General features: G+C 43.3%; 24 protein-coding genes. 12 read left to right on the top strand and 12 right to left on the bottom strand.

Features of this window, described 5'->3' with window-relative positions; translation table 11 throughout:
• The first annotated feature begins 2 nt into the window (after positions 1–2).
• Complete coding sequence (locus tag ASULF_RS07670; protein WP_015591148.1) at positions 3–1,343, top strand: CaiB/BaiF CoA transferase family protein; 1,341 nt, start codon at positions 3–5, stop codon at positions 1,341–1,343.
• Between the two features lie 111 nt (positions 1,344–1,454).
• Here ASULF_RS07670 and ASULF_RS07665 read toward each other — a convergent pair whose 3' ends face one another.
• The 3 genes from ASULF_RS07665 to eif5A form a co-directional block, all read right to left on the bottom strand.
• A complete protein-coding gene (locus ASULF_RS07665; protein WP_015591147.1) occupies positions 1,455–1,955 on the bottom strand; it encodes a rubrerythrin family protein in 501 nt (166 codons plus the stop codon).
• Between the two features lie 77 nt (positions 1,956–2,032).
• On the bottom strand, positions 2,033–2,875 hold the full coding sequence (gene speB / locus ASULF_RS07660; protein WP_015591146.1) for an agmatinase: 843 nt from the start codon (positions 2,873–2,875) through the stop codon (positions 2,033–2,035).
• A 13-nt stretch (positions 2,876–2,888) separates the two neighbouring features.
• The gene (eif5A, locus tag ASULF_RS07655; RefSeq protein WP_015591145.1) at positions 2,889–3,272 is read right to left on the bottom strand and encodes a translation initiation factor IF-5A; all 384 of its coding nucleotides are present in this window, start codon (positions 3,270–3,272) and stop codon (positions 2,889–2,891) included.
• A gap of 106 nt (positions 3,273–3,378) precedes the next feature.
• Here eif5A and ASULF_RS07650 point away from each other — a divergent pair, with 106 nt between their 5' ends.
• A complete protein-coding gene (locus tag ASULF_RS07650) occupies positions 3,379–3,996 on the top strand; it encodes an MBL fold metallo-hydrolase (protein ID WP_015591144.1) in 618 nt (205 codons plus the stop codon).
• 23 nt (positions 3,997–4,019) lie between these two features.
• Here ASULF_RS07650 and ligD read toward each other — a convergent pair whose 3' ends face one another.
• From ligD to ASULF_RS07625, 5 genes are all read right to left on the bottom strand, one after another.
• On the bottom strand, positions 4,020–5,015 hold the full coding sequence (gene ligD, locus ASULF_RS07645; protein WP_015591143.1) for a non-homologous end-joining DNA ligase: 996 nt from the start codon (positions 5,013–5,015) through the stop codon (positions 4,020–4,022).
• Between the two features lie 5 nt (positions 5,016–5,020).
• The gene (gene ku, locus ASULF_RS07640; protein ID WP_015591142.1) at positions 5,021–5,785 is read right to left on the bottom strand and encodes a non-homologous end joining protein Ku; all 765 of its coding nucleotides are present in this window, start codon (positions 5,783–5,785) and stop codon (positions 5,021–5,023) included.
• A gap of 77 nt (positions 5,786–5,862) precedes the next feature.
• Positions 5,863–6,663: a DUF63 family protein gene (locus ASULF_RS07635; RefSeq protein WP_015591141.1), complete on the bottom strand. Its 801-nt coding sequence runs from the start codon at positions 6,661–6,663 to the stop codon at positions 5,863–5,865.
• A 28-nt stretch (positions 6,664–6,691) separates the two neighbouring features.
• A complete protein-coding gene (locus ASULF_RS07630; protein WP_015591140.1) occupies positions 6,692–7,201 on the bottom strand; it encodes a flavin reductase family protein in 510 nt (169 codons plus the stop codon).
• A 49-nt stretch (positions 7,202–7,250) separates the two neighbouring features.
• Positions 7,251–7,838 (bottom strand): adenine nucleotide alpha hydrolase family protein, encoded by a 588-nt coding sequence (locus ASULF_RS07625; RefSeq protein WP_015591139.1) that lies wholly within the window; start codon positions 7,836–7,838, stop codon positions 7,251–7,253.
• Positions 7,839–8,007: 169 nt separating this feature from the next.
• Between ASULF_RS07625 and ASULF_RS07620 the strand changes: the two genes are divergently transcribed.
• Positions 8,008–8,340: a thioredoxin family protein gene (locus ASULF_RS07620; protein ID WP_015591138.1), complete on the top strand. Its 333-nt coding sequence runs from the start codon at positions 8,008–8,010 to the stop codon at positions 8,338–8,340.
• Here the strand turns inward: ASULF_RS07620 and ASULF_RS07615 are convergent.
• The 4 genes from ASULF_RS07615 to ASULF_RS07600 form a co-directional block, all read right to left on the bottom strand.
• Complete coding sequence (locus ASULF_RS07615) at positions 8,328–9,389, bottom strand: ATP-grasp domain-containing protein (RefSeq protein WP_015591137.1); 1,062 nt, start codon at positions 9,387–9,389, stop codon at positions 8,328–8,330. The genes ASULF_RS07620 and ASULF_RS07615 overlap by 13 nt on opposite strands.
• Entirely contained in the window at positions 9,374–10,141 is a 768-nt protein-coding gene (gene cofE, locus ASULF_RS07610; RefSeq protein WP_015591136.1) for a coenzyme F420-0:L-glutamate ligase, read from the bottom strand. Before cofE ends, ASULF_RS07615 begins: the two co-directional genes overlap by 16 nt.
• Positions 10,141–12,861, bottom strand: a complete 2,721-nt coding sequence (alaS, locus tag ASULF_RS07605) for an alanine--tRNA ligase (protein WP_015591135.1) — start codon at positions 12,859–12,861, stop codon at positions 10,141–10,143. Before alaS ends, cofE begins: the two co-directional genes overlap by 1 nt.
• Positions 12,862–12,944: 83 nt before the next feature.
• Complete coding sequence (locus ASULF_RS07600; protein ID WP_015591134.1) at positions 12,945–13,328, bottom strand: hypothetical protein; 384 nt, start codon at positions 13,326–13,328, stop codon at positions 12,945–12,947.
• 819 nt (positions 13,329–14,147) lie between these two features.
• Between ASULF_RS07600 and trxB the strand changes: the two genes are divergently transcribed.
• The 9 genes from trxB (at position 14,148) to ASULF_RS07555 (ending at position 22,129) form a co-directional block, all read left to right on the top strand.
• The gene (gene trxB, locus ASULF_RS07595) at positions 14,148–15,062 is read left to right on the top strand and encodes a thioredoxin-disulfide reductase (RefSeq protein ID WP_015591132.1); all 915 of its coding nucleotides are present in this window, start codon (positions 14,148–14,150) and stop codon (positions 15,060–15,062) included.
• Between the two features lie 93 nt (positions 15,063–15,155).
• Positions 15,156–16,379 (top strand): translation initiation factor IF-2 subunit gamma, encoded by a 1,224-nt coding sequence (locus ASULF_RS07590; RefSeq protein WP_015591131.1) that lies wholly within the window; start codon positions 15,156–15,158, stop codon positions 16,377–16,379.
• A gap of 1 nt (position 16,380) precedes the next feature.
• Positions 16,381–16,752 carry a type II toxin-antitoxin system VapC family toxin gene (locus ASULF_RS07585; protein WP_015591130.1) on the top strand — a complete coding sequence of 124 codons (372 nt, stop codon included), beginning with the start codon at positions 16,381–16,383 and terminating at the stop codon, positions 16,750–16,752.
• A gap of 237 nt (positions 16,753–16,989) precedes the next feature.
• Positions 16,990–17,505 (top strand): flavin reductase family protein, encoded by a 516-nt coding sequence (locus tag ASULF_RS07580; RefSeq protein WP_015591129.1) that lies wholly within the window; start codon positions 16,990–16,992, stop codon positions 17,503–17,505.
• Between the two features lie 40 nt (positions 17,506–17,545).
• Positions 17,546–18,988, top strand: coding sequence for a bifunctional ADP-dependent NAD(P)H-hydrate dehydratase/NAD(P)H-hydrate epimerase (locus ASULF_RS07575; RefSeq protein ID WP_015591128.1), 1,443 nt, complete (start codon positions 17,546–17,548; stop codon positions 18,986–18,988).
• An 11-nt stretch (positions 18,989–18,999) separates the two neighbouring features.
• Positions 19,000–20,058 (top strand): NAD(P)-dependent oxidoreductase, encoded by a 1,059-nt coding sequence (locus tag ASULF_RS07570; RefSeq protein ID WP_015591127.1) that lies wholly within the window; start codon positions 19,000–19,002, stop codon positions 20,056–20,058.
• 25 nt (positions 20,059–20,083) lie between these two features.
• Positions 20,084–20,977 carry a ribose-phosphate diphosphokinase gene (prs, locus tag ASULF_RS07565; RefSeq protein WP_015591126.1) on the top strand — a complete coding sequence of 298 codons (894 nt, stop codon included), beginning with the start codon at positions 20,084–20,086 and terminating at the stop codon, positions 20,975–20,977.
• 32 nt (positions 20,978–21,009) lie between these two features.
• Positions 21,010–21,735 carry a proteasome assembly chaperone family protein gene (locus tag ASULF_RS07560; protein WP_015591125.1) on the top strand — a complete coding sequence of 242 codons (726 nt, stop codon included), beginning with the start codon at positions 21,010–21,012 and terminating at the stop codon, positions 21,733–21,735.
• A 4-nt stretch (positions 21,736–21,739) separates the two neighbouring features.
• Positions 21,740–22,129 (top strand): DUF473 domain-containing protein, encoded by a 390-nt coding sequence (locus ASULF_RS07555; protein ID WP_015591124.1) that lies wholly within the window; start codon positions 21,740–21,742, stop codon positions 22,127–22,129.
• The last annotated feature ends 5 nt before the right edge of the window (positions 22,130–22,134 follow it).

Below are 22,134 nucleotides of genomic sequence, written 5' to 3'. Positions count from 1 at the left end.
GAATGAATGATAATCTCGAAAAGGAAAGCCCAATCACATATGAAGATATACCATGGAGTGACTGGGCGAAAGAACACTGCGATCCATTTAAGGCTCCTGAAAAACCAGAGGCTTTAGAAGATGTGGTTGTTTTTGATATGAGCTACGGCAGCTTTGCCGGGCTGTATGCGTCATCCCTCCTTGCAGAGTATGGCGCAAAGGTTATCAGAATCGAGCCTCCTGGAGGAGATATAGCCAGAAAAATGACGCCTTTTGGCCTGAAAATAAAGGATACCGGACTGGCATATATAGTTGAGGGTAGAAACAAGTACCACATAACGCTGAACATTGAGACCGAAGAGGGCAGGGATTTGCTGAAGAAGTTCATAAAGAAGGCGGATGTTCTGATCGAAACCTATGCTCCGGGATATCTTGACTCACTGGGTATAGGATATAGACAGCTCAGCAAAATAAACCCCGGCCTGATATACTGTGCCATCTCCCCGTACGGCCATTTCGGACCAAAGGCAAATTCGAAGAAGCCAGACTACGATGTTGTGGATCAGGCGATGAGCGGGATGTGCTGGACAACAGGAATCCCAGAGGAATATAAGGAGTTTCCAGAACATACAAGGGTTCCAACGAAGCTTGGGCCTTGGATGGGGTGGTATGTCGGCGGAGGATTTGCAGCTTTCGGTATATTGGCTGCCTTGCTGTTCAGGAAATCTACAGGCAAGGGGCAGTTCATAGATGTTGTTCCTGCCGAGGCTCAGGCTAAAGTGAATAACTACTACATCCAGTACTATCACACAAAGAAGAGGGTTGTCGGGAGGATTGCCAACTTCGATCCGGCAGTTTTCGTTTATACTCTCGTCAGAGCAAAAGATGGAATGGCATTCATGGCAGGATTCAGCGATGTGAACTTCTACGCCCTGACAACCATAATCAACAGGCCAGATTTGAGGGAGAAATATCCCACAATCAAGGAGAGGTTAAGTCCAGAGACCTGGCCTGAATGCCTTGCTGAGATTGAGAAGTGGAGCAAGAATAAAACGGTCAAGGAGATCATTCAGGCAACCCTTGACTACACAGGAGATGGAACCTGTGTCGCTGGAGAGGTTCTCAAACCAATAGACAGCTTTAAGCAGGAAAACTGGTGGCTCAGAGGTGGCTTGAGGAAAATAAACGATCCGAATTACGGAGAGGTTAGCGTACAGGGAGTTGTCGCAAAATTCGAGAAGACTCCAGGCAGGATAAAGTGGATTTGCAGAGAGGTCGGAGCAGATAACGAGATGATTTACTCCGGATTCCTCGGCATGAAGAAAGAGGAGTTGGATCAGCTTAAGAGTAAAAATGTGATATAAATTTTGATATAAATTTTATTCAATTTTTATTTCTCCAAGTAATTTTTCTATATATGTCAATAATATAGACAACCAAGAACCAACTATTATTCCATAAATAAAAAGGAAAAACTACTCCACCTTCCTGAACTTATCAGCCTTAGCACCACAAACCGGACACTTCTCCGGGACCTCTCCTTCAACAGTGAATCCGCAGACCTCACAGATATACAGATCTCCCACTTCAACATCCTTGCCCTGTTCCACCGCAGCGATCGCCCTCTTGTACAGTTCTGCATGAACCTTCTCAGCCTCTATAGCCCACGTGAATGTCCTCTCAGCCTGCTTGTTTCCTTCTTTCTTAGCCTCCTCAATGAACTTCGGGTACATCTCCTCCTTCTCGTATGTCTCGCCCTCAAAAGCAACCTTCAGGTTTTCAAGGGTTTCTTTGATCCCACCCATGACCTTGAGGTGGTTTATCGCGTGAATGGTTTCAGATTCCGCAGCTGTTCTGAATATTCTTGCAACATTTTTAAAGCCCTCTTTCTCAGCTTTTTCTGCAAAGGCCAGATATCTCCTGTTTGCCATACTCTCTCCGGCAAAAGCAGCCTCCAAATTCTTTTCAGAAGACATTTCTTTCACCTCCCGAAATTATGTTGGCTTTATAGTATAAAAAACTAACTCAGTTTTCCAGTCTTGATAAATATTGGTTAAATATTCGAACCTATAGAAGATATTAACTCAACGATGAGTTTTGCTGCAAGAGTTTGCGTGACCTTATTGCCGTCGGGAACAACTTCCACAAGATCAAAACCAATAATTCTATCGGAAATTTCAGAAATTATTTTCATGAAATGAATTGGATGTATTCCAAAAGGTTCCGGTGTGGAGACTCCCGGAGCAAAAGCGGGATCGAAAGAGTCCATATCCAGAGAGACATATATCCTGTCAAACTGATCCAGAACTCTGATTAATTCAGATATCTTCTTTTTTGGATCATCCAGTATATCCCACGAGTAGAAGACCTCAATACCATTCCCCTCAGCAAACCTCCTTTCTTCAGCAATTCCCGATCTGATGCCAAATTGGACAACCTTCCCAACTTTTTCAAAGATTCTTCTTACCGTGCATGCGTGGTTGAACGGGTTGTCATCAAACTCGTCCCTCAAATCGAAGTGGGCATCAAAAACCAGATAGCATGCATTCTTTTTCCTAACAAACTCCATACATGAACAGCTTATCGTATGCTCCCCACCGATTGCTATCGGAAAGCCCTTAAGCTTTGACAGAAATTCTGACGCCCTTTCGAGAATTTGGGTGAAGCTACCATCGGTGTTTACATTCCCCGCATCAAAAACCTTCACCAAAGATAAATCCAGATTCCTGAACAGGGAATAACTCTCCAGATTCCAGCTTGCCTCCCTTATTGCGTTGGGAGCAAACCTCGAACCGGGCTTGAAGGACTGAGTTCCATCATAGGGTATCCCAAAAATGATGAACTCTGCAGAGTCCAGATCGGAATTGGATAGAGAAAAATAGGAGTCAATATGCATGCTTTGTTCTCAGCTACTTCTCAGCAATCTTCCTCTTGCCCATTGACTCAATATAGACAATCTCTTCTCCAGGAGTGACCTTGTCAGCCAGTTCATCTGGAACCGTGAGCTCGAATGTCTCATAGGTTTCGAGATCCATCAGCTGTGCAACATTCCCAACAACGCTGATAACCTGAGCCCTCTTTCTCTCCACTATTGGAATGTAGATCTTGGCTGTTACTGGCTGCACAATACTTCTTTTCTGCTTATCGAAGATGCCCATCGCATCTATCCTTGCCTTGGCTGCACCATGTTTTCCGGGTTTGCTTACCGATATGCTCAGGATCTCACATGGTTCATCATCAATTACAACATATCCTCCTTCTTTTAGCTGTCTAACCTCAGCCTGATTCTTCATGGCAATTCCTCCTCGAATGGCTATGAATTGAACCCAATTTAAATTTTTTCATCCGACAATCAAAGCTTGCACACCAAAAATATATAGATGTTGCTAAATTAACCCTATGGGCATCAGGAAGCTTGAGGCAAAAGGTTGCAATGTGTACCTGCTGAACAACTACCTCATAGACACCGGCACTTCCAATTCAGGAGAGATGATCCTAAAGCAGATCTCGGATGAAAAGATTGATGGGATAATAATAACCCATGCTCACCTCGACCACATCGGTTCGGCTGGATTTCTCCAGAGAGAGCTTGGGTGCAAGGTGTATGCCCACGAACTGGATATACCCTACATTCTGGGTGATAAAAAGCTCAGATACTCCGGATTTCTTGGAATCTTAGTAAGATTTGGTGAGAGGTTGTTTAAATGGGAGCCTCCTGAGGAAGTGGAGAAAATAGACAAAATACTTGATGTCTTCGAAGTCGGAGAATCCACCCACACAGATATCGCGGCTTTACACACTCCCGGACACACTCCCGGAAGCATATGCTTGATCTATGACAAAAACCTGATCTGCGGAGATCTTTTGAGAGATGGGAAGCTATCCAACAAATCCTTCTGCTCAGACTATGAGCAGTACCTTCATTCAGTGAGGGCAATTATGGATCTTGACTTTGAACTCGTGTATTCCGGGCATGGCAGAGTTTTCAGGAAAGAAGAGATAAAGGGGATATATTGAGGCTTTAATTGACAATTTAACCCTCAACCATCCCTAAGCTGATCTATTCTACAATCCTTCGGATCCTTATCCAGCCTTAACCTTTTGAAAACCGGAGCCCTTAACTTGAGTTCATTCGTAACTTCCAGAAATTCAACTTCGGCGACATAGTATGGTTTGATGAGTCCCACATCCCTCCTTACCATTTCGATCTCCTCGAAGTTTTTGATGCTAAGCCTATCAACAACCAGCTTTTTTATTCTCTTAGCAAAATATTCCAAGAACTCGGAATCGAATCCCGTTCCAACCCTGCCTATGTAGATCAGGTCACTCCCATCATATAGACCGAGAAGCAGGGAGCCAAAATGCTGCTCTCTCACGCCCTCACCACTCATATAACCTATGATCACCGCATCTATGGTATTCTTCCTTTTAATCTTGATCCAGTAATCACTTCTCCCCAAGATATACGGACTCTCAAGCTTTTTCGCCATTATGCCCTCAAAGCCGAGTTCGATTGCTTTTTTGTAAAATTCAGTCCCTTCTCCAAGAATGTAGTCCGAAATCATTAGATTTTCCGCTGTATCTGTAAGTTCAGACAGGATCTTCTTTCGCTCTATCAGCGGAAGATCCATAATCCATTCCCCATCCCACAGAATGTCGAAGACCACATATACTGCAGGATACATGCTGGAAAGAATCCTGATCTTCGCTCTGTTCTCAATTTGCTCCCTCTTTTGGAGGAGTCTGAAGTCCGACCTGCCGTTATGCAGTACAACTATTTCACCATCCAGAACAACACTCTTTGAAAACTGTTCGTGAAATCTGAACTCAGGATATCTGTATTTTATATCCAGAAATCTCCTGTTCTGCAGCCTGAGGCGGTTTTCATCAACATCCACAAACGCTATGCATCTCGTTCCATCCCACTTGATCTCATACAGATAGTCAGAACTGCTGAATGGTTTTCCCTTAACTGCCAGCATTGGATCTATATTTTTATAGAACCAGTCCTTTGTGATCTGGTCTTTGGCAGCCATGCTCTCTAGCTCTCAATAACTTCAAGGCTCTCTTTCAAAGCCTCTATCAGGGACTTGACCTCCTCAAGCTCTTCTGAAACCTTAACCTCTCTACCCTCAATTTTAGCGTTTATCAGCTCAAGCAGAGCGTTCTTATACTCATCAACGAACTCCTCTATTCTCAGAGGTTTTTTCATCGCAAGTATGAGCTTTTTGGCCAGCTCAATCTCCTCCTCAGTTATGTCCTCCTCTTTACCCCAGAAAGGAACTTCCATGGGATTCCTGATCTCCTCCAGAAAGTGTAGCTGGACAAGTATCAGTCCACCATCGTATGGTCGAACTGCAACAAGGTTTTCCTTATTTCTCATCGTTACCTTTCCGATACCTATGCTGTTCGTTTCCTCCATTGCCCTACGCAAGAGATAGTACGCCCTCTCAGATCCTTTTTCAGGAGAAATATAGTAGAAGCCGTTGTAAAATACAACCCCAAGCTCCTCTGGAGAAAAGAACTGCCTTATCTGTATTGTCTTCGTCGTTTTCAGCGGAATTTTCTCGAAATCCTCATCCGTCAGCAGGACATACTCATCCTTGGAAATCTCATAACCCTTTACAATATCATTTTTCCCGAGCTCCTTTCCGCACTTCTCGCAAACCCGCTTGTATCTAACCCTCCCGCCATCCTCTCTGTGCAAAAGCTTGAACTCGACATCTTTCGGAAGCGTTGATGTGTACAGCTTGATAGGGACATTAACCAAGCCAAAAGATATCGAGCCTTTCCATACGGCTTTCATATTCAAAATTTGGTTTTTAAATTATTTAAGTTTGGTCTGGTTGCTCTAGACATAGCTCTGGAGTCATGTCTCTGGAGTCATGTCGCGAAACACATCCTCAAAGCATCCCTCATTCCCGGTGCTAGGCCAAGAACAACAAGCACGAACTTTATGAAGTTAACAAAGTGTATGTCATCTTCCGATGTATCAAGAATGTACAGCACAGCTAGAAAGACGATTATTTTTGACGGAACCATAACCCATGCTCCAAAGGTATCAATCAGAAACCTTGGAAGAACATGCAACTCCCAGTATCCCAGAAACTGTATGCCCAGAAATGTTGCGAATCCATCTACCATGTGTGAGAAGAAAACCAGATCGCTCAGCCCGTTGTGCATCTTCGGATAGAATTTCCTGGTCAGAAAATGATAAGCTGCTGCGAACAAAAAAGCTGCGGTCAGCGTTACAGGAATCAACCATCCATGGATTACTTCAAGACTGGAGAATAACATCGCCAGTACGGCAGCAGAGAGGAAAACTCCAACTGCGGCATAGTACTTCCAGTAATCTTCTTTTTTCCTTAAAGAAATCACCAGGGTTGGAAAGGCTATCAGGAATATCACGATGTATATAAAGGGAGTCATGAAGAAATAGGATATCGGAGGTTTCAGGAATTCCGCATCCTCCACAACTCTGACAGATGATCCAAGCAGGATGTATGGAATGTTGGCGATAACGAACTTCTCATCGAACTTTATGCGCTTGCTCAGGTATTTGTAGATTGCAACTACAGCCAATATCAGAATTATCGCAAATGTCAGGGTGTTCACTATGTTGTACCCCTGCTTGTAAACGAGAGAATCAATATAGTACTTTTTTATAAATTCGTAAATGCCCATGGTTCAGCAACTTTAGCCAAGATTAAAATCATTTTTGTTCGAAATACACCGTTGCCGTTTTCGGAGTTTTGCCCTTCTTTATCGAGTGGTAGTAGTCGTATGTCATAACCTCTCCGTCATCAAAAATTTCTGCATCTATGACCTCTCCAACGAAGAGGGTGTGACTTCCAACATCCAGAGAATTCACAACTTCAGCTTCGATGTATGCGACAGAGTTGTCAACAACTATAGGTGTTCCTTTCTTTCCTGTGATATAATTCACACCTTCGAATTTATCGATGTCCCTCCCACTCCTAAACCCGAAGGTTCCGATGAACTTCATCGGTGTCTCTTTCTTCAAAATCGAAACCGAAAACAGTCCAGAATGTTCGATGAACTCGTGGGTTAAATTCTGCTTGTTTATACACACTGCAACCTTTACAGGCTGAGATGTCACCTGAAAAACCGTGTTTGCTATCTGGGCATTGAACCTCCCGTCTTTCATACTAGCTACAACATAAAGCCCGTAGCTTATCTTATAGAGAGCCTGTGGGTTCATAAAGGTATTTACCCTTCAACAGTTAAAACCTTTCCCCTAAACCTTTCTCCTATATCTGAATTTCCTCAAATTCCGCAGCCTCAGAAACATCTACACCCAAATCTATTCTGTCAATGCTTACAGAAGTTGCCGGTTTTTCTGGTACAGCGGGACATGGTACGGTTTTTCTGATCGATATTTCGTACAACCCAGCTTTTCTGGAAATGTCTATTATCTCAACCTTATCAAGCCCGATGAGCGGTCTGAGAACTGGAATTTTTACAGCCCTGTCTTCCACAAACAAATTCTGTATCGTCTGGCTGGCTACCTGACCCAGACTGTCTCCCATGAGCAGTCCCTGAGCGTTTATTTTTTCGGCAAGCTTTTCAGCGCATTTGAGCATCGATATCTTGCAGTAAACACATGTAAACCTCCTTTCATATTTTCTCGTTATCTCGACTATTCTACTGTGTGGAGCCACAAAAAGCCTCGGACTGTAGTTAAAAAGATCCTTAAGCCTTGAAATTATATCCACTATCTTCTCAAAATCTCTGGAATAATAAAAATGAAGAAAGTCCACCTCAAACCCCCTCTTGAGCATGAGGTATGCTGAGACCGGTGAGTCGATTCCTCCTGAAAGCAGTGAGAGCAATCTCATAGCTATAAGTATTCCACGCAACACAAATAATTTTCGGAAGTATTTTTATAAAAATTATTAATCTTCTGGAGAACTTAATAATCTAAAAGGGTTTCATTATTTAATTCAGTTAAATTTAAATATTGGTTACCTGCAATAGCTAATTTATAAAAATTCAAGCGGTGATCAAATGAACAACGAAAAAATCTTCAAGCTGAACAAGAACAACTGGAGAGAGATAGTTGGCTCAGGTGTGGTCGTGGTTGATTTCTATGCGGACTGGTGTCCGCCATGTTTCAAGATCGAGCCAATACTTGAAGAGTTAGCTGAGGCTTTCAAAAACAAGGTAAAGGTTTGCAAGTTCAATGTTGAAGAGGATGATGAAATTCCAACAAAATACGGAATTCAAGTTCTGCCGACAATCTATGTGTTCAAGAACGGTGACACATACAGCGGAGTAGAGGGGCTTGCCAAAAAGGAGTCTATTTTCAAGCTTGTAGAATCCGCACTCTACGCAGAATGATTCAGCTTTAAAAATAGATTTCTTCTATCTACAGCTTTTTCCATGACATCTGATTCACTATTTCCAGAACACAATATGGATACTACGGGATCATCCTTTTGATATACCGTGCCTTTGAAGGGTATGTCAGCAAAAAATGGATTGCCAAACAGATTTCTCCTTATCTCAATCGTTCTATCCGCAAAGAGAACGAACCTCCCGGCAAACCTCCTTGCCTTTGGTACCTCCACTTTTTTACCCTCTACTGCGAGATAGTGCAGCCTGAAAAGTGAAACATCCATGCTCCACTCAATCGCATCGAGAGATCCCTGAAATCTCGGGTTCATCTCTATAATATATGGATTCATATTCCTGTCAACTACAAAATCCACGCCAACCGAGCCTTTCAGCTCGAATAGTTCGCAGAGCTCAACAGCAAGTCTGGAAAGTTTTTTTCTCAATTCCTGTTTAACATCCAGTGGTGTTGTGTTACCTGAATATCTGAAGCCATCGGCATTCATCTCACTCCACCCAGCCAGTATTCTGTTTAGTGAGATGACTTCTGCATCTTTTCCAACAATTAGCGACGCAGAACATGGAAAACCCTCGATGTATTCCTGGATCAGAAAATCTTTGCCGCATATTTCATTTTCCAAGAGCTTTATGTCCTCTCCACCCCCGCCCCTGATGGGCTTCACAATCACTCTACCATCAACCTCACTTTTAAGCTCTGGAAATGGTAAACCGGCACTCTCAAGCTTTCTGTAGAATTTGAGTTTATCCACAACATCATGAATCTTCGATGGTTCACAGCCAAGCACATCCGCCTTAACTTCGATGTCTTCGTAGCCAGAAGCCAGAACTACTCGAGCATTATATCTCTCTGCAAGTTCATTCGCTCTCTCCAAAACCCACTCTCTGGATTCTTCCTCAATGAGGTAGACTTTTTTGGAAAACAGTGCCAGATCTGAGTCAACGAACTTTGTAAGTGCGTAAACCTCAAAACCAGACTTGAAAGCGGATTGAACAACATTCCTGACATTGTTTCCCACAACTAGGATTCTTTCCATGCTCTGTGATCCTTTATTATCTTCCTTATAACATCATCGCTCTCTTTTCTGTACAGATCTTCAGCTCTTCCCTCTTCGATTACATCCAGCCCTCTGACAACCACCACAGGAATTCCATCTCCCCCTTCACCCATAATCAGGTTTGCCATCCCTGCAATCTCATCAGCCACAGCCTCGACGGTAACCTCAAGCTCATTTCCGAATAGGTCCTTTTTACCCACCCAGTCTTTCAGTGCGATAACATTGCTCAGGCCTATGGAGACGCCAACAACACCATATCTGAAACACCTGCCGTTGGTGTCGGTTATTATAACCCCAACTCTCTTTCCCGTTATTTCTCTAAGCCTTTTCATTATTTTCTCGGCACTTTTATCTGGATTTAAGGGTGGAAGTATTATGTATCCCTTCTCCACATTGCTCGCGTCAATGCCAGCATTGACACATATGTTCCCGAATTTTGCCTTAACTAAAAGAAAAGGAGAGTCGATTAGGATTTCTTCCGACTCCTCCATAACAGCCTGAACGAACTCAGGAGTTTTGCCGATCTTTTTGGCAATTTTTACTGCTTTACTGCTTGGTTTGTAGTCCTCAAGCTTTCTCACCCTGCCCTCGCTTTTGGATACCACTGTTGAGCAGATTACAACCACATCTCCGTCCTCAAGCTCGAACCTGTCTGCGATAATATCGGCTATGTCATCTCCCACTCGTATCAGCGGAATTCCCTTGACCGGTATGAACTCAACCCTATCCATTATCTGCTCAGCCTTCCAAGAAATGTGAATATGTACTTCACGAGGTCGTCTCTTGAAGGAGCTATCTGTCCAGCACCCTGGGCAAGATTTCTCTTGCCTCCTCCGCCTCCCTTTATGTACTTTCCGATCTCTCTGATCAGATCAACGGCATTAATGTCATCTTTCCCGCTGAAGGTTATAACCTTAACCTTGTCCTTCTTGGAGATCAGGCAACCAACAGCACCTTTCTCTGCCAGAGCGAAGCCAAGCTTCACCATCTCCTGATGGTCCATATCCTCAAATATCTCTGCAATCACAGGTATCGAATCATACTCCTCCGCTTTTTCAAGCAGTAGCTGAGCTTTCAATTTCGCAATCTCGGATGTTAGCCGCTCTATCTCCTTCTTCTGCTCCTTCCACTCATCGAAGAATCTCTTAACGGTTTTTGGAAGCATTGATGGTTCAACTCTCAGGATACTTCCAGCTTCCCTGAGATATTCCTCCTCCTTCGCTATGAAGTCCAAAGCAGCTTCTCCAGCAGAGTACTCAATCCTTATGACTCCATCCTGAATTGACTCGATCTTCATTATCTTGATTAAACCGATCTCGCCAGTTGTGTCGCAGTGGGTTCCACCGCAAGCCTGAACATCATCTCCAACCCTGACAACCCTTATCTCTCTGCCCGGTGGAACTCCTCCCTGATACAGTTCGAAGCCATACTCCTTCTCCGCTTCAATCCTGTCCATGAAAGTCCAGGTAACGGGTTTGTTCGCCATAACCTCCTGATTTGCGATTCTCTCTATCTCCGCAATTTCCTCATCGGTTGGCCTCTTGTAGTGCGTTATATCCAGCCTTGCCTTATCCCATTCCTTTCTCGCTCCTGCTTGCCACACATGCTTTCCAAGAACTTTCTTGGCAGAATAGAGAATCAGGTGGGTCGCTGAATGGTGTCTCATGTGCCTGAACCTTCTGTCCCTGTCTATTATACCCTTAACCTTCATTCCCGGTTCGGGCCTGAAATTGCCCTCGACTTTGTGAAGGATTATTCCATTCTGATCTATTACATCAACAACCTTCAGTTCACCCTTTTCTGTTAAGATAACACCAGTATCGTTATCCTGACCACCACTTTCTGGATAGAAGGCTGTCCTGTCGAGGATAACATAATCACCCTCAACACCTATTACCTCACTTTCAAACTCAAGAAGCTTTGAGTTGTAGTACAGCTTCTCGGTTTGCGGATAATCCAGCTTTAGCTCACTCTCCTTCTTCTTTTCAGCCCTGGAATGTCTCTCAGCAAGTTCGGCATAGAAGTCCTCAGGCATCTCAACCTCAACGCCCTTCTCCTTAGCTATTCTAACGGCAAGCTCAGGTGGAACACCATTTGAGTCATAGAATTCTATCAGATCTTCCTTCTCAATCTTCTTCTTCCTCGCTATCGTTCTCTCCACCAGGCCGATACCCTTGCTTATCGTAACACTATACCTGTCCATTTCAAGCTCCAGAATCTCCTGAATCGTTTCAAGCGGTGTCGGGAAGCTGAATTCCCTCAGTATCTTTCTGTGCATTTCAACCAGATCGAACAGGCTCAATTCAAACTCCAGCTCTTCGGCAATCCTCAAACTCCTCCTGATCATCAATCTGCCGAGATACCCGGCTCCGGCATTGGATGGCACTAACCCATCTCCCAGCATGAATAGGATTGCTCTGGTATGGTCTGCAAGGGCATAGACATTCTCAAGAGGCTTCACAATCTTCTCAAGTTTCTCAACATCAATACCAATCTTCTCTGCAACGCTCTTCCTCAGCTGGATAAGAGCCTCACCCCTCAGTGTACCGAGGACTCCAGCAACCTTTGAGCTCTCTCCAACTATCCTCGCTACCTCTTCATCATCGGTGAAATGTCTTACATTGCTGTTGCTGACAATCATCTCAAGAACTTCTGGAAATATCGCATCGTAAACTGTAGGAGTTCCCTGGCTCGCCCATGTAAATCTCTCAAGTCCATATCCAGTATCAACAATGTAATTTGGCATTTTTCTGTATTTTTCACCTTTTATCTCGATGTCTCCATCTGGATGTGTCTCGAGGTTCATGAAAACAAGTGTTGCAACCTCCAGTCCACCAACAATACCCTCCAGGCATGGGCCCGCATTACCTCCACCAGCCCACGGCTCTTCTTTGTAAATTATATCCTCTCTGTTTACCCCGAGCTCCTCCAAAAGCTCTGTGCAATATTCAACAGTCTCACTCTTCCAGTAGATCTCCTGCTCAGGGTTGTTAAAGGCATGATGCGCCATCATCTCAAAGAGTGTTAGATGTCTTCCAGTTCTCCCCACAGAATCCAGATCATCCATCCTTATGCACGGTTGAGAGATCGTCAGCGGATTTGCTGGAGGCGGAACGACTCCAGAGGTTACGAAGGGCTGGAAGTCAGCTATGGATGCGATTGTTAGATATATGTCATCTCTCCACCTCGCAATCACAGGATACCTTTCAATCCTCTCATGGTCTCTTTTCTCAAAAAAGGACAGGTAGTATTCTCGCATATCAGAAAGGTTGAACTTCTTTTTGAACACTGGCCGATTAATGAATGTGTATGTTCCACATGGTGGATCTCCACAAACCTCCCTTTTCTCGTCGATCGTCCAGAAGTACTTTCCGCATTTGGGGCACTTTTTCCTTATAAATCCATTATCGTTTAGGAAAGCAATATCAAGATACTCCTTCTCCAAACTCATCGATTCTGAGATAAATTAAAAGAATATAACACTTTTGATTATCCTGAAGCCTTTCAGAAATATTAAACCAAACTAATCAGCAACTAAATGAAGATAACATTCTCCATTGAAAGGGCATCAAATAGACTGCTGACCTCATCGACCCAATCCGGCAGGTCTTTCTCCTCGTAGCCTAAAAGCGACAGGCTAACCGGGCAAACCCCTATTCTAACATTTCCAGTTGATTTAGCCAGCTTTATCATATCCTCCAGTCGTTTTATTACCCCTCTGCTTATTCCATTTCTCAGAATTTCCTCCTTTTCACCGTCTTTAACCCCTACTTCTTTAGCAGATTCTATGGCCGTCCTTAACGCCCAGTATGTCAGGAGAACCACAACTTCCTGATCTGATGACCCATAGACAGATGCGATGTTAAAAGCATGGTATATTCTATCCCAGTCACCGCTATGAATGATTATCCCGTGCATGGGCTAAGCTGTAGGCCATATGGTTAAAAAAATTCCCTCTTTCACTTCCTTCTAAAGACCCTTCCATATATTACACTCCATATTACACTCACAATTTCCATATTATACCAGTCCCAATCTAATAAATAAGAAATGTAATATTATTTTACTAAAATATTAAGGTTTAAATATGAAGATAAAAATTAAAACATTTAATTATAATGATCAAAGATATATATTCTACGACATAAAATTTTTAGTTTAAATATATATCATCAAAATGCATTTGAATTAATAATTAACAAAATATTAATACTAAGTTCTAAAAAAATTGAGAGAGATGTCCAGCAACCCCATTCACATATATTATGTAACAAATCTACCGCAACATAGCCATAATCAACAACCTCAGCAACATTATGCATTTAACCCCCCTTAAACACACCACCAACACCATATTCCTAGATATTTTGGAATGGCTGAGTTACCAAAAAACCAATTTTTAGGCTTGCCTAACAATTTTTGTTACATAATTTGTGTAATGATTTCTTAGAAGATAAAAATAATATTAATAAAATTTAAAACTTTCAAAATATATTCTTATTAATAATCAAACAATATAAATAATAATTTAGAAAAATATTGTAAAAAAATTTAATTAAATAGATTAATAAACTTAAATATATCCAAATTAAGCTAAATAATGCTATGATATAATAAAACTACTCAAATTAAAAACAGAAAAAGTGAGAGAAAGAATTAACTGGTTTTTAGAAAATCAGTAAAAACCAAGTAAAAGATTTATAGCTGATATGTCCGAGTGACATAAGAGGTGAAAAGATGGAGGAGTATGACCTGATAATCGTTGGTGCCGGGCCGGCAGGAAGTACGGCAGCTATATACGGGGCAAGGTATGGGCTGAAAGTGGCGTTTTTTGAGAGTGTAGATCCTGTTTCTCAGCTTACATTAACTCCTGTGATAGAGAACTTTCCGGGATTTGAGGGAAATGGGTTTGAGCTTGTGCAGAAGATAAAAGAACAAGCAATAAGATTCGGAGCAGAGCATAAGTACGAGAATGTAGATAGCATTGAAAAGAGAGAGAACAGATTCATAGTGAGATCTGGAGAGAACGAGTATTCCGCTAAAGCTGTAATAATCGCAACCGGTGGGAGGCACAAAGAGCTTGGAATACCGGGAGAGAAAGAGTTCGTTGGCAGAGGTGTGAGCTACTGTGCAACATGTGATGGCAACTTCTTCAGAGGGAAAAAGGTTGTTGTAATTGGTGGAGGAAACACCGCTGCCACTGAAGCGATCTACCTAAAAGAGATAGGCTGTGATGTGAGCATAGTCCATAGACGGGATGAGTTGAGGGCAGACAAAGCACATCAGAATGAGATTTTCAAAAGAGGGATACCGGTGATCTGGAACTCCATTCCTGTAAGAATCGAGGGTAAGGATGTTGTTGAGAGGATTATATTATACAACAAAGTAGAGGATAGGGAGTTTGCTGTGGATGTGAGTGCTGTATTTATCGCAATAGGAATAAATCCGGCAACCCAAATTGTCGCGAATCTTGGAGTTGAGATGGATTCTAGAGGGTACATAATCGTGAACAAAAATCAGGAAACGAGTGTTCAGGGAGTGTTCGCTGCAGGTGATTGCTGTAACAATCCCCTGAAGCAGGCGATAACCGCAGCAGGAGATGGGGCAGTTGCAGCCAATTCAGCATTCGAATACATCAGAAGCCTAAAGTGAGTGTTAACCAATTAATCCGCTCTCTACCTATAGCCTGCCACAACCACAATCAATCTGAAACTTTAAATACAACGCAAGACATCCTGATTTGTCATGAGCAAGAAAAATGATGTTCCTCTTCCAGAGGTAAATATAGGAATGGTTGGTCATGTTGATCATGGAAAAACCACACTTGTTGCAGCATTAAGCGGTGTCTGGACCGACAGGCATAGCGAGGAGTTGAAGAGAGGTATCTCGATAAGGCTCGGATATGCAGATACAACATTCAGAAGATGCCCTGAAGATGGAGAGTACACTGTGGAGAGAGTATGCCCCAAACACAATGTTGAGACCGAGATTCTAAGAACTGTCAGCTTTGTAGATAGCCCAGGACACGAAACTTTGATGGCAACGATGCTTTCAGGTGCAGCGTTGATGGATGGTGCTGTTCTTGTGATCGCAGCCAATGAGAAGTGTCCCAGACCGCAAACGAAAGAACACCTTATGGCTCTAAATATCATAGGTGTTGACAAGATCGTTATCGCCCAGAACAAGATAGAGATAGTCTCCAAAGAGAGAGTGCTGGAGAACTATCGGGAAATCCAGGAGTTCATAAAGGGTACTGTCGCAGAAGATGCACCGATAATCCCGATTTCAGCTCAGCAGAGGGTTAACATAGATGTGCTCATAGAGGCAATCGAGGAAAGAATTCCAACTCCGGAGAGAGACCTTAAATCTCCACCACTGCTACTTGTCGCGAGGAGCTTTGATGTGAACAAGCCCGGAACCAGCCCAGAGAAGCTCGTTGGCGGAGTACTTGGTGGTAGTCTTGCAAGAGGAAAGATCAGGGTTGGAGATGAAATCGAAGTCAGGCCAGGGATAAAGGATGACAGGGGTAACTGGAATCCAGTAACTTCAGAAGTTACGAGCATAATGGCCTCAGGAAAGAATGTTGAGGAGGCTACTCCCGGAGGGCTTGTTGGGATTTCCACAAGATTAGATCCAAGGCTGACGAAGAGCGATGCACTGTCAGGAAATGTTCTAGGGCATCCGGATAAGCTCCCGGACACGCTGATGGATTTCACGATGGAGGTTAAGCTGCTTGAAAAGGTTGTCGGAACTGAAGAGGAAATAGTGGTTGAGAAGATAAAGATGAACGAACCGCTGATGCTGAGCGTTGGAACCGCCACAACCCTCGGTGTTGTGACATCAGCGAGAGACGATGTGATAGAAGTTAAGCTCAAGAGACCTGTTTGTGCCGAGGAGGGCTGGAATGTTGCTGTCAGCAGAAGGATAGGCAGCAGGTGGAGACTGATCGGCGCAGGAACGATAAAGTAAAATGGAAGCCTGTCTGGATACCAATTTTCTAATTTATTGTGTGAAGCAGAAAATAGACTTTGTGGAGCTTTTAAGAGATAATGGGTTTAATTCGATAATTATTCCCGAGAGTGTTCTTCATGAGCTTGAAAAACTAGTTTCAGAGCTTAGAGGTAAAGAGAAAGTGTTTGCCAAAATAGCCCTTGAGATGGCAAAGAGATTTGAGGTTGTTGATACCAAAAGCTCTGGAGATGAGGCATTGATAGAGGTTTGCCTGAAAAGAGACTGCCATTTGTTCACAAACGACAGGCGATTGATCAGAAAAGCCAGAGATCTTGGGATTAAGACTGGATATGTGAGAGGCCTGAAAAAGATATATTTTGACTGGTTTTGAGCAGATTGCTTTAATTACCAATTTCATAATCATACTTCTACCAACATTTTTCCAGATTTCAGGATTAGATTCTGGTGGATTGCCCAGGAGCGACTCAGAGCCAGGGTCAAACAAAATATTGTGGTGTAAACAAATCAAGCATACCAAAATCTAGTCCATACAAGTCCATACAAACTCAGAGATGTCAACGAACGAAATAGTTATATTGGTTTAATCAAATCCACGATAGGTGATAACATGCTCGAATACCTCTATCCTCTGAGAACTTATCTCATAGTCGCGGGAGTTGAGAAACCGAATGTGATGACCGCTGATTGGGTTGTTCCGCTTTCCTTCAATCCAAAGCTTTTAGGTGTGGCGATAGGTAACCAGAGATACACAAAGAAACTTATTGACGAAAATAAAGAATTTGTTGTTGCGGTGCCGACAATCGAGCTTTTGAAGGATGTCTGGACTGCTGGAACTGTAAGCGGGGCTAACAAGGATAAGAGCGAGTTGCTAAGCTTAACTTTTGTGAAATCTGAAAAAGTCAGCACACCATCGATAAAGGAGTGCCAGGCAAATCTGGAATGCAGGGTTGTCGATGCAGTTCAGACGGGAGACCACACATTCTATGTTGGAGAGATACTTCATGCCAGCGAGGGAGATGGCTTCGCTGATGGTAAGCCGGATATAGAGAACTACAGGTTCATAATGCACGCGAGCTTTGGGGCGAGATTCACAACAACAGATAGCAAGATCATAAAGCCATAGCCGTGAGAAGTTGGTAATACCGGCACGACCAGCGATAAAAATGGAAGATATGACCTATACAATAAAATCCTCTGAGATGTCTGCAATAGACACCAACTGTGAGTACCACGGTCTTAGCAGGCTCCAGTTGATGGAGAATGCTGGCAGGGGGCTCGCTGAGGAGATAAGAAAGTTTGGAAAGGATAAAAAAATCCTGATCTTTTCAGGGCTTGGGAACAATGGTGGAGACGCATTTGTTGCGGTCAGACATCTGAGAGGTTTTGACATAACCGTTTTCCTTCTTGGGAAGGAAAGCGAGATCAAGACAGATATAGCGAAAAGAAATTTTCAGCTGATCAAAAAAGTGTGCAGGATTAAGGAGATCAGAAACCCGGATATCGAACTGGATGATGAATTTGACATAATCGTTGATGCCATGCTCGGAACTGGAGTTAAGGGCAGGCTAAGGGAGCCTTACAGCACGGCTGTCGAGCTTATCAACTCCTCCGACTCTTTTGTTGTCGCTGTTGATGTCCCCACCGGATTGAATCCAGATACTGGAGAGTATGACATCTGTGTCATAGCAGATGTAACCATAACCTTCCACAAATACAAGCCGGGATTGCTGAAGGCAAGCAATGTTGCAGGGAAAGTTATCCTGAAAGACATAGGGATTCCTGAATATCTTGAGAAACTTGCCGGTCCAGGAGATGTGCATTTAGCATACAAAAGACGAGATGATGCCCATAAAGGGGAGCATGGAAGGGTTCTTATCGTTGGTGGTGGAGAATACACCGGTGCTCCGGCATTAGCAGCGTTAGCAGCCCTGCACAGTGGAGCTGACATTGTAACGCTTGCGGTTCCTGAAAGCATAAAAGACATAGTTGCAGGTTTCTCACCAAACCTGATAGTAAGAGGCTTGAAGGGGAGCAGGATATCAGAAAGCAATATTCAGGAGATCGATGAGCTGATCAAAAAACACGATGTGCTTGTTATGGGTATGGGGATTGGAGACAAAGACTTCGTAGAGATTTCTGAGGAGATCTTAAAAGGTAGTGTAAGGCGGGCTGTGCTTGATGCTGAGGCGATAACGAAAGATGTGCCTGAGAATGTCAAGTGCATAATAACCCCCCATTTCGGAGAGTTCAAAAGAGTTTTTGGTAGAACTCCTGAAAACGAGGATGAGGTTAAGAGCTTTGCCAAGAAACATGGAATCACAATACTGCTCAAATCAAAGAAGGACATCATAAGCGATGGTGAGAAAATCAGGGTGAATGAGTCTGGAAATTCAGGAATGACAGTAGGTGGAACTGGGGATGTGCTCGCAGGAATTGTTGGAGCTTTATTCTGCCACGCAGATCCGTTATGGAGTGCTTCAGCTTCAGCTTTCATAAACGGCCTTGCTGGGGATATATGTTTTGAGGAGTTTGGATACAACTATACAGCATTAGATATGCTTAGGAAAATACCTTTGGCTATAAAGAGATCCATTGAGTTCTTATAGCAGTGATGCAGATGATGGAGTGGATTAAAGAGAGAATGCTTCTAACCCCAAAAGCCTGTGAAGCTGTGGGCAACTCGATAAGAGATGCCAAGGTTTCTATATGCTTTCCTTTAGAATACAAGACTGCCGTTCTCGCTTACGAGCTATCAAAATTTTGTGAGTTGAGAGTTACGAAGTTCGATGAGTACACAACCAAGCCATCGGCTGTCGAATGGTTGAAAGACAAGGGAGTGGAAATTCTTAGCAAAGATGAATGTCTGACGGCAGACTATTACATGGACTGTGTTGCGATGCTAACAGGAAAGGCAAGAAAACAGGGTTTGAAAGTCGGGGGTGTGATAGAGCTAACGCGAAGTGGTGTTGAAAGGCTGAAATCCATGAACAACTTTACAAAGGGAATATCCTTGGACGACTCAAACATAAAAGGTCTGGGAGAGAACAGGCATGGTACGGCTTTTGGTCTGCTCGATGCTCTCGTGAGGCTCAACCTCTATTTTCCAGAAAAGGATGCTTTTGTCATCGGATTCGGAAGGGTTGGAGAAGGATGTGCAGAGATTTTGAGAAAGCTGGGCTGCAATGTCTCAGTGTATGATATTGACGAAATCAAATGTGCGATCGCTGAGTACAGCGGCTACAGAGTTAAAGATTTGCAGGAAGGGCTCTCATCATCGGATATAATAGTTACTGCAACCGGTAGAGACTCTGTCATAAGTGATTTCAGCACAATCAAAAATGGAGCGATACTGTGCAACATGGGGGCTGGAAGATACGAGATCGATGTCAGAAGGCTGAAGGACTACAGGAAAATCACGATCAACGAACACATAACGAAATATGAGAGAGACAACTACTTTTATGTGCTTTGTGACAGCATGTCCGTGAACCTCACAATGGCGAATGGTACGCCAGTTGAGATCATGGACAAGACTTTTGCCCTGTCTGTTTTTGCTTTAGAATATATAGTAAAAAACGAGTTTGAAGGATTGATAAAAACCCCGAAAGAAGTTGAGCTGAAGTTTCTGAGATTCATGAAAGATGTGCAAAGAAAACAAAAACAAGGAAAGAATTAAAAATTTAATTCGCTTAGACTTTACCATGCCTAAGGTGATCATACCAGCAACTCAGGGCATCCTTGCCTATGAAATCTCAAAAAGAACTGGAATCACTCTCAGCTATGCTGAACTGGAAAAGTTTCCAGATGGAGAAAAGTATGTCAGGGTTTCAGAAGCTGTGAAGGGGAGCGATGTTTTCATCGTGAACTCCTTCCACCACATGCCAGACGAGATGATTATCGAGACCATATTCCTGATAGACATATTCAAGAGTGTTGGAGCGAATGAGGTTGTCGGGATTTTTCCCTACTTCCCATACTCGAGGTTCAGGAGGTTTATAGGAGGAGAAGCTAACAGGCTGAAAACAATCTCCAAGCTGTTCAGAACTGCCGGGCTGAATAAGATGTATGTTGTTGATTTCCATCTGCAGAATGTTGAGGAGTTCTTCGATTTTGAGGTTATAAACATCTCTGCCATGCCACTTCTCGCAGATTATGTAAAGAGAAACTTTGAGCTGGAAGATGCCGTGGTTGTTGGGGCAGACGAGGTTGCAGAGTTCTGGGCAAGGATTGTGAGTGAGAAGCTCGGCACAGACTACAAGCTGATGAGAAAGATCAGGATCGATGCCGAGAATGTCATAATCGATTCCGTCCCTGATGTTTCCAACAGAGATGTTGTTCTCGTTGACGATATAATAAGCACTGGAGGGACTGTTGTTCAGGCTATCAAGGCTTTAAGGCATTCCGGAGCCAAAAGGATCTATGCTGTATGCACACATCCCCTGCTATCCAACGAGGCTCTCAAGCTGATATATAGAGCCGGAATAGATGGGATTGTTGGCACAGATACCGTGCTCAGCCCCATAAGCCATGTGAGCGTTGCCGAGATAATCTCTGAGGAGATCAGGAAAAGGGAACTTGACGAGAACAAATCCTAAAGTGTTAAATAAAATCAGTTAGATTATAAGATATGGTCAATGCAGAAATAATCGTCAGTGAATTGAGTGTGGAAAATCCTGTTTTGATAGCAAGCTTTCCAGGAATAGGGCTTGTTGGAACAATAGCCACTGCCCACATCATAACCGAGAGCAAGCTCGAGCACAAGGGAGTGATCAGTTCTGATCTATTCCCGCCAGTAGCAATGCTGATGGAGGGTATAATCTCACCACCGATAAGGATTTACGAGTCTCTGGAGCATAATGCCGTTCTAATTCATTCTGATATACCAATCGGAGTTGAGATCTCTTCCATCCTCAGTAGAGAAATTATCAAGTTCGCCAAATCGATTAACGCTAAAAGGATATATTCTTTAGCAGGAGTCGCTACATTTGAGGGAAAGCACAGGGTTTTCGGAGCGGCAACAACAAAAGAGTTGCTCGATGAAATAAAGGAGCATGTTGAGGTGTTCAATTCAGGAACGATTTCCGGGCTGGCTGGATCGATTTTAAATGAATGTGTTTACAGGAACTTTCCGGGACTGGCTTTGCTGGGTGAGACATCCAGCTTCAATCCAGATCCAAGAGCATCTGCCCAGATAATACAGGTGCTGAACAGAATTTTTGGGTGGGAAATAAACATAGACAGGTTAATTCAGGAAGCAGAATACATTGAAGCGCACATGCAAAAACTGGCTGAGCAAACGAGAGCTCACGAAGAGAGAATTCCGAAGAAAGAAGAGTTTCCGATGTATGGGTGAGATCATGAGGTGTTTCGTATTCACCGGCATATCGAGGGTTATTATTGAAGATGTCATCAAAGGAATGGTAAAAACCATAGAATTGAGGAGCGCCCACAATGTAGCCACGGCCCTTAAAGCCAATGTAGGAAACTGTGTATTCCTAACCCCAACAAGGCTGTATGATCTAAGCAGAGGAGTGTCAGGACTTGTTGCTGAGGTTACCGGCAAGGAGGTAATCTCTCACTCGATATTCCTCTCCACAGACAGGTTCATGGATGAGAGTGAGATGACGGTAGTTAAGCTGAGGCTCAAGCCCAAATGCATCGGCAGAATTTTGAATGTCCTGAACGCAGGGATTCTCGATTCAACTGAGGCAGAAGTGATAGAGATGAGCTACTATGATGCCAAGTAATCCGC

This window comes from Archaeoglobus sulfaticallidus PM70-1 (genome assembly GCF_000385565.1).
Taxonomy (GTDB): Archaea; Halobacteriota; Archaeoglobi; order Archaeoglobales; family Archaeoglobaceae; genus Archaeoglobus_A; species Archaeoglobus_A sulfaticallidus.
The sequence above is the reverse complement of the archived record's forward strand: the minus strand, read 5'-3'. Positions and strand labels throughout refer to the sequence as shown.

Excerpts from the sequence above, each read along its gene's own strand:
- ASULF_RS07670 (WP_015591148.1), top strand. The coding sequence starts at position 3 with ATGAATGATAATCTCGAAAAGGAAAGCCCAATCACATATGAAGATATA.
- ASULF_RS07665 (WP_015591147.1), bottom strand. The coding sequence starts at position 1,955 with ATGTCTTCTGAAAAGAATTTGGAGGCTGCTTTTGCCGGAGAGAGTATG.
- speB (WP_015591146.1), bottom strand. The coding sequence starts at position 2,875 with ATGCATATTGACTCCTATTTTTCTCTATCCAATTCCGATCTGGACTCT.
- eif5A (WP_015591145.1), bottom strand. The coding sequence starts at position 3,272 with ATGAAGAATCAGGCTGAGGTTAGACAGCTAAAAGAAGGAGGATATGTT.
- ASULF_RS07650 (WP_015591144.1), top strand. The coding sequence starts at position 3,379 with ATGGGCATCAGGAAGCTTGAGGCAAAAGGTTGCAATGTGTACCTGCTG.
- ligD (WP_015591143.1), bottom strand. The coding sequence starts at position 5,015 with ATGGCTGCCAAAGACCAGATCACAAAGGACTGGTTCTATAAAAATATA.
- ku (WP_015591142.1), bottom strand. The coding sequence starts at position 5,785 with ATGAAAGCCGTATGGAAAGGCTCGATATCTTTTGGCTTGGTTAATGTC.
- ASULF_RS07635 (WP_015591141.1), bottom strand. The coding sequence starts at position 6,663 with ATGGGCATTTACGAATTTATAAAAAAGTACTATATTGATTCTCTCGTT.
- ASULF_RS07630 (WP_015591140.1), bottom strand. The coding sequence starts at position 7,201 with ATGAACCCACAGGCTCTCTATAAGATAAGCTACGGGCTTTATGTTGTA.
- ASULF_RS07625 (WP_015591139.1), bottom strand. The coding sequence starts at position 7,838 with ATGAGATTGCTCTCACTGCTTTCAGGAGGAATCGACTCACCGGTCTCA.
- ASULF_RS07620 (WP_015591138.1), top strand. The coding sequence starts at position 8,008 with ATGAACAACGAAAAAATCTTCAAGCTGAACAAGAACAACTGGAGAGAG.
- ASULF_RS07615 (WP_015591137.1), bottom strand. The coding sequence starts at position 9,389 with ATGGAAAGAATCCTAGTTGTGGGAAACAATGTCAGGAATGTTGTTCAA.
- cofE (WP_015591136.1), bottom strand. The coding sequence starts at position 10,141 with ATGGATAGGGTTGAGTTCATACCGGTCAAGGGAATTCCGCTGATACGA.
- alaS (WP_015591135.1), bottom strand. The coding sequence starts at position 12,861 with ATGAGTTTGGAGAAGGAGTATCTTGATATTGCTTTCCTAAACGATAAT.
- ASULF_RS07600 (WP_015591134.1), bottom strand. The coding sequence starts at position 13,328 with ATGCACGGGATAATCATTCATAGCGGTGACTGGGATAGAATATACCAT.
- trxB (WP_015591132.1), top strand. The coding sequence starts at position 14,148 with ATGGAGGAGTATGACCTGATAATCGTTGGTGCCGGGCCGGCAGGAAGT.
- ASULF_RS07590 (WP_015591131.1), top strand. The coding sequence starts at position 15,156 with ATGAGCAAGAAAAATGATGTTCCTCTTCCAGAGGTAAATATAGGAATG.
- ASULF_RS07585 (WP_015591130.1), top strand. The coding sequence starts at position 16,381 with ATGGAAGCCTGTCTGGATACCAATTTTCTAATTTATTGTGTGAAGCAG.
- ASULF_RS07580 (WP_015591129.1), top strand. The coding sequence starts at position 16,990 with ATGCTCGAATACCTCTATCCTCTGAGAACTTATCTCATAGTCGCGGGA.
- ASULF_RS07575 (WP_015591128.1), top strand. The coding sequence starts at position 17,546 with ATGGAAGATATGACCTATACAATAAAATCCTCTGAGATGTCTGCAATA.
- ASULF_RS07570 (WP_015591127.1), top strand. The coding sequence starts at position 19,000 with ATGATGGAGTGGATTAAAGAGAGAATGCTTCTAACCCCAAAAGCCTGT.
- prs (WP_015591126.1), top strand. The coding sequence starts at position 20,084 with ATGCCTAAGGTGATCATACCAGCAACTCAGGGCATCCTTGCCTATGAA.
- ASULF_RS07560 (WP_015591125.1), top strand. The coding sequence starts at position 21,010 with ATGGTCAATGCAGAAATAATCGTCAGTGAATTGAGTGTGGAAAATCCT.
- ASULF_RS07555 (WP_015591124.1), top strand. The coding sequence starts at position 21,740 with ATGAGGTGTTTCGTATTCACCGGCATATCGAGGGTTATTATTGAAGAT.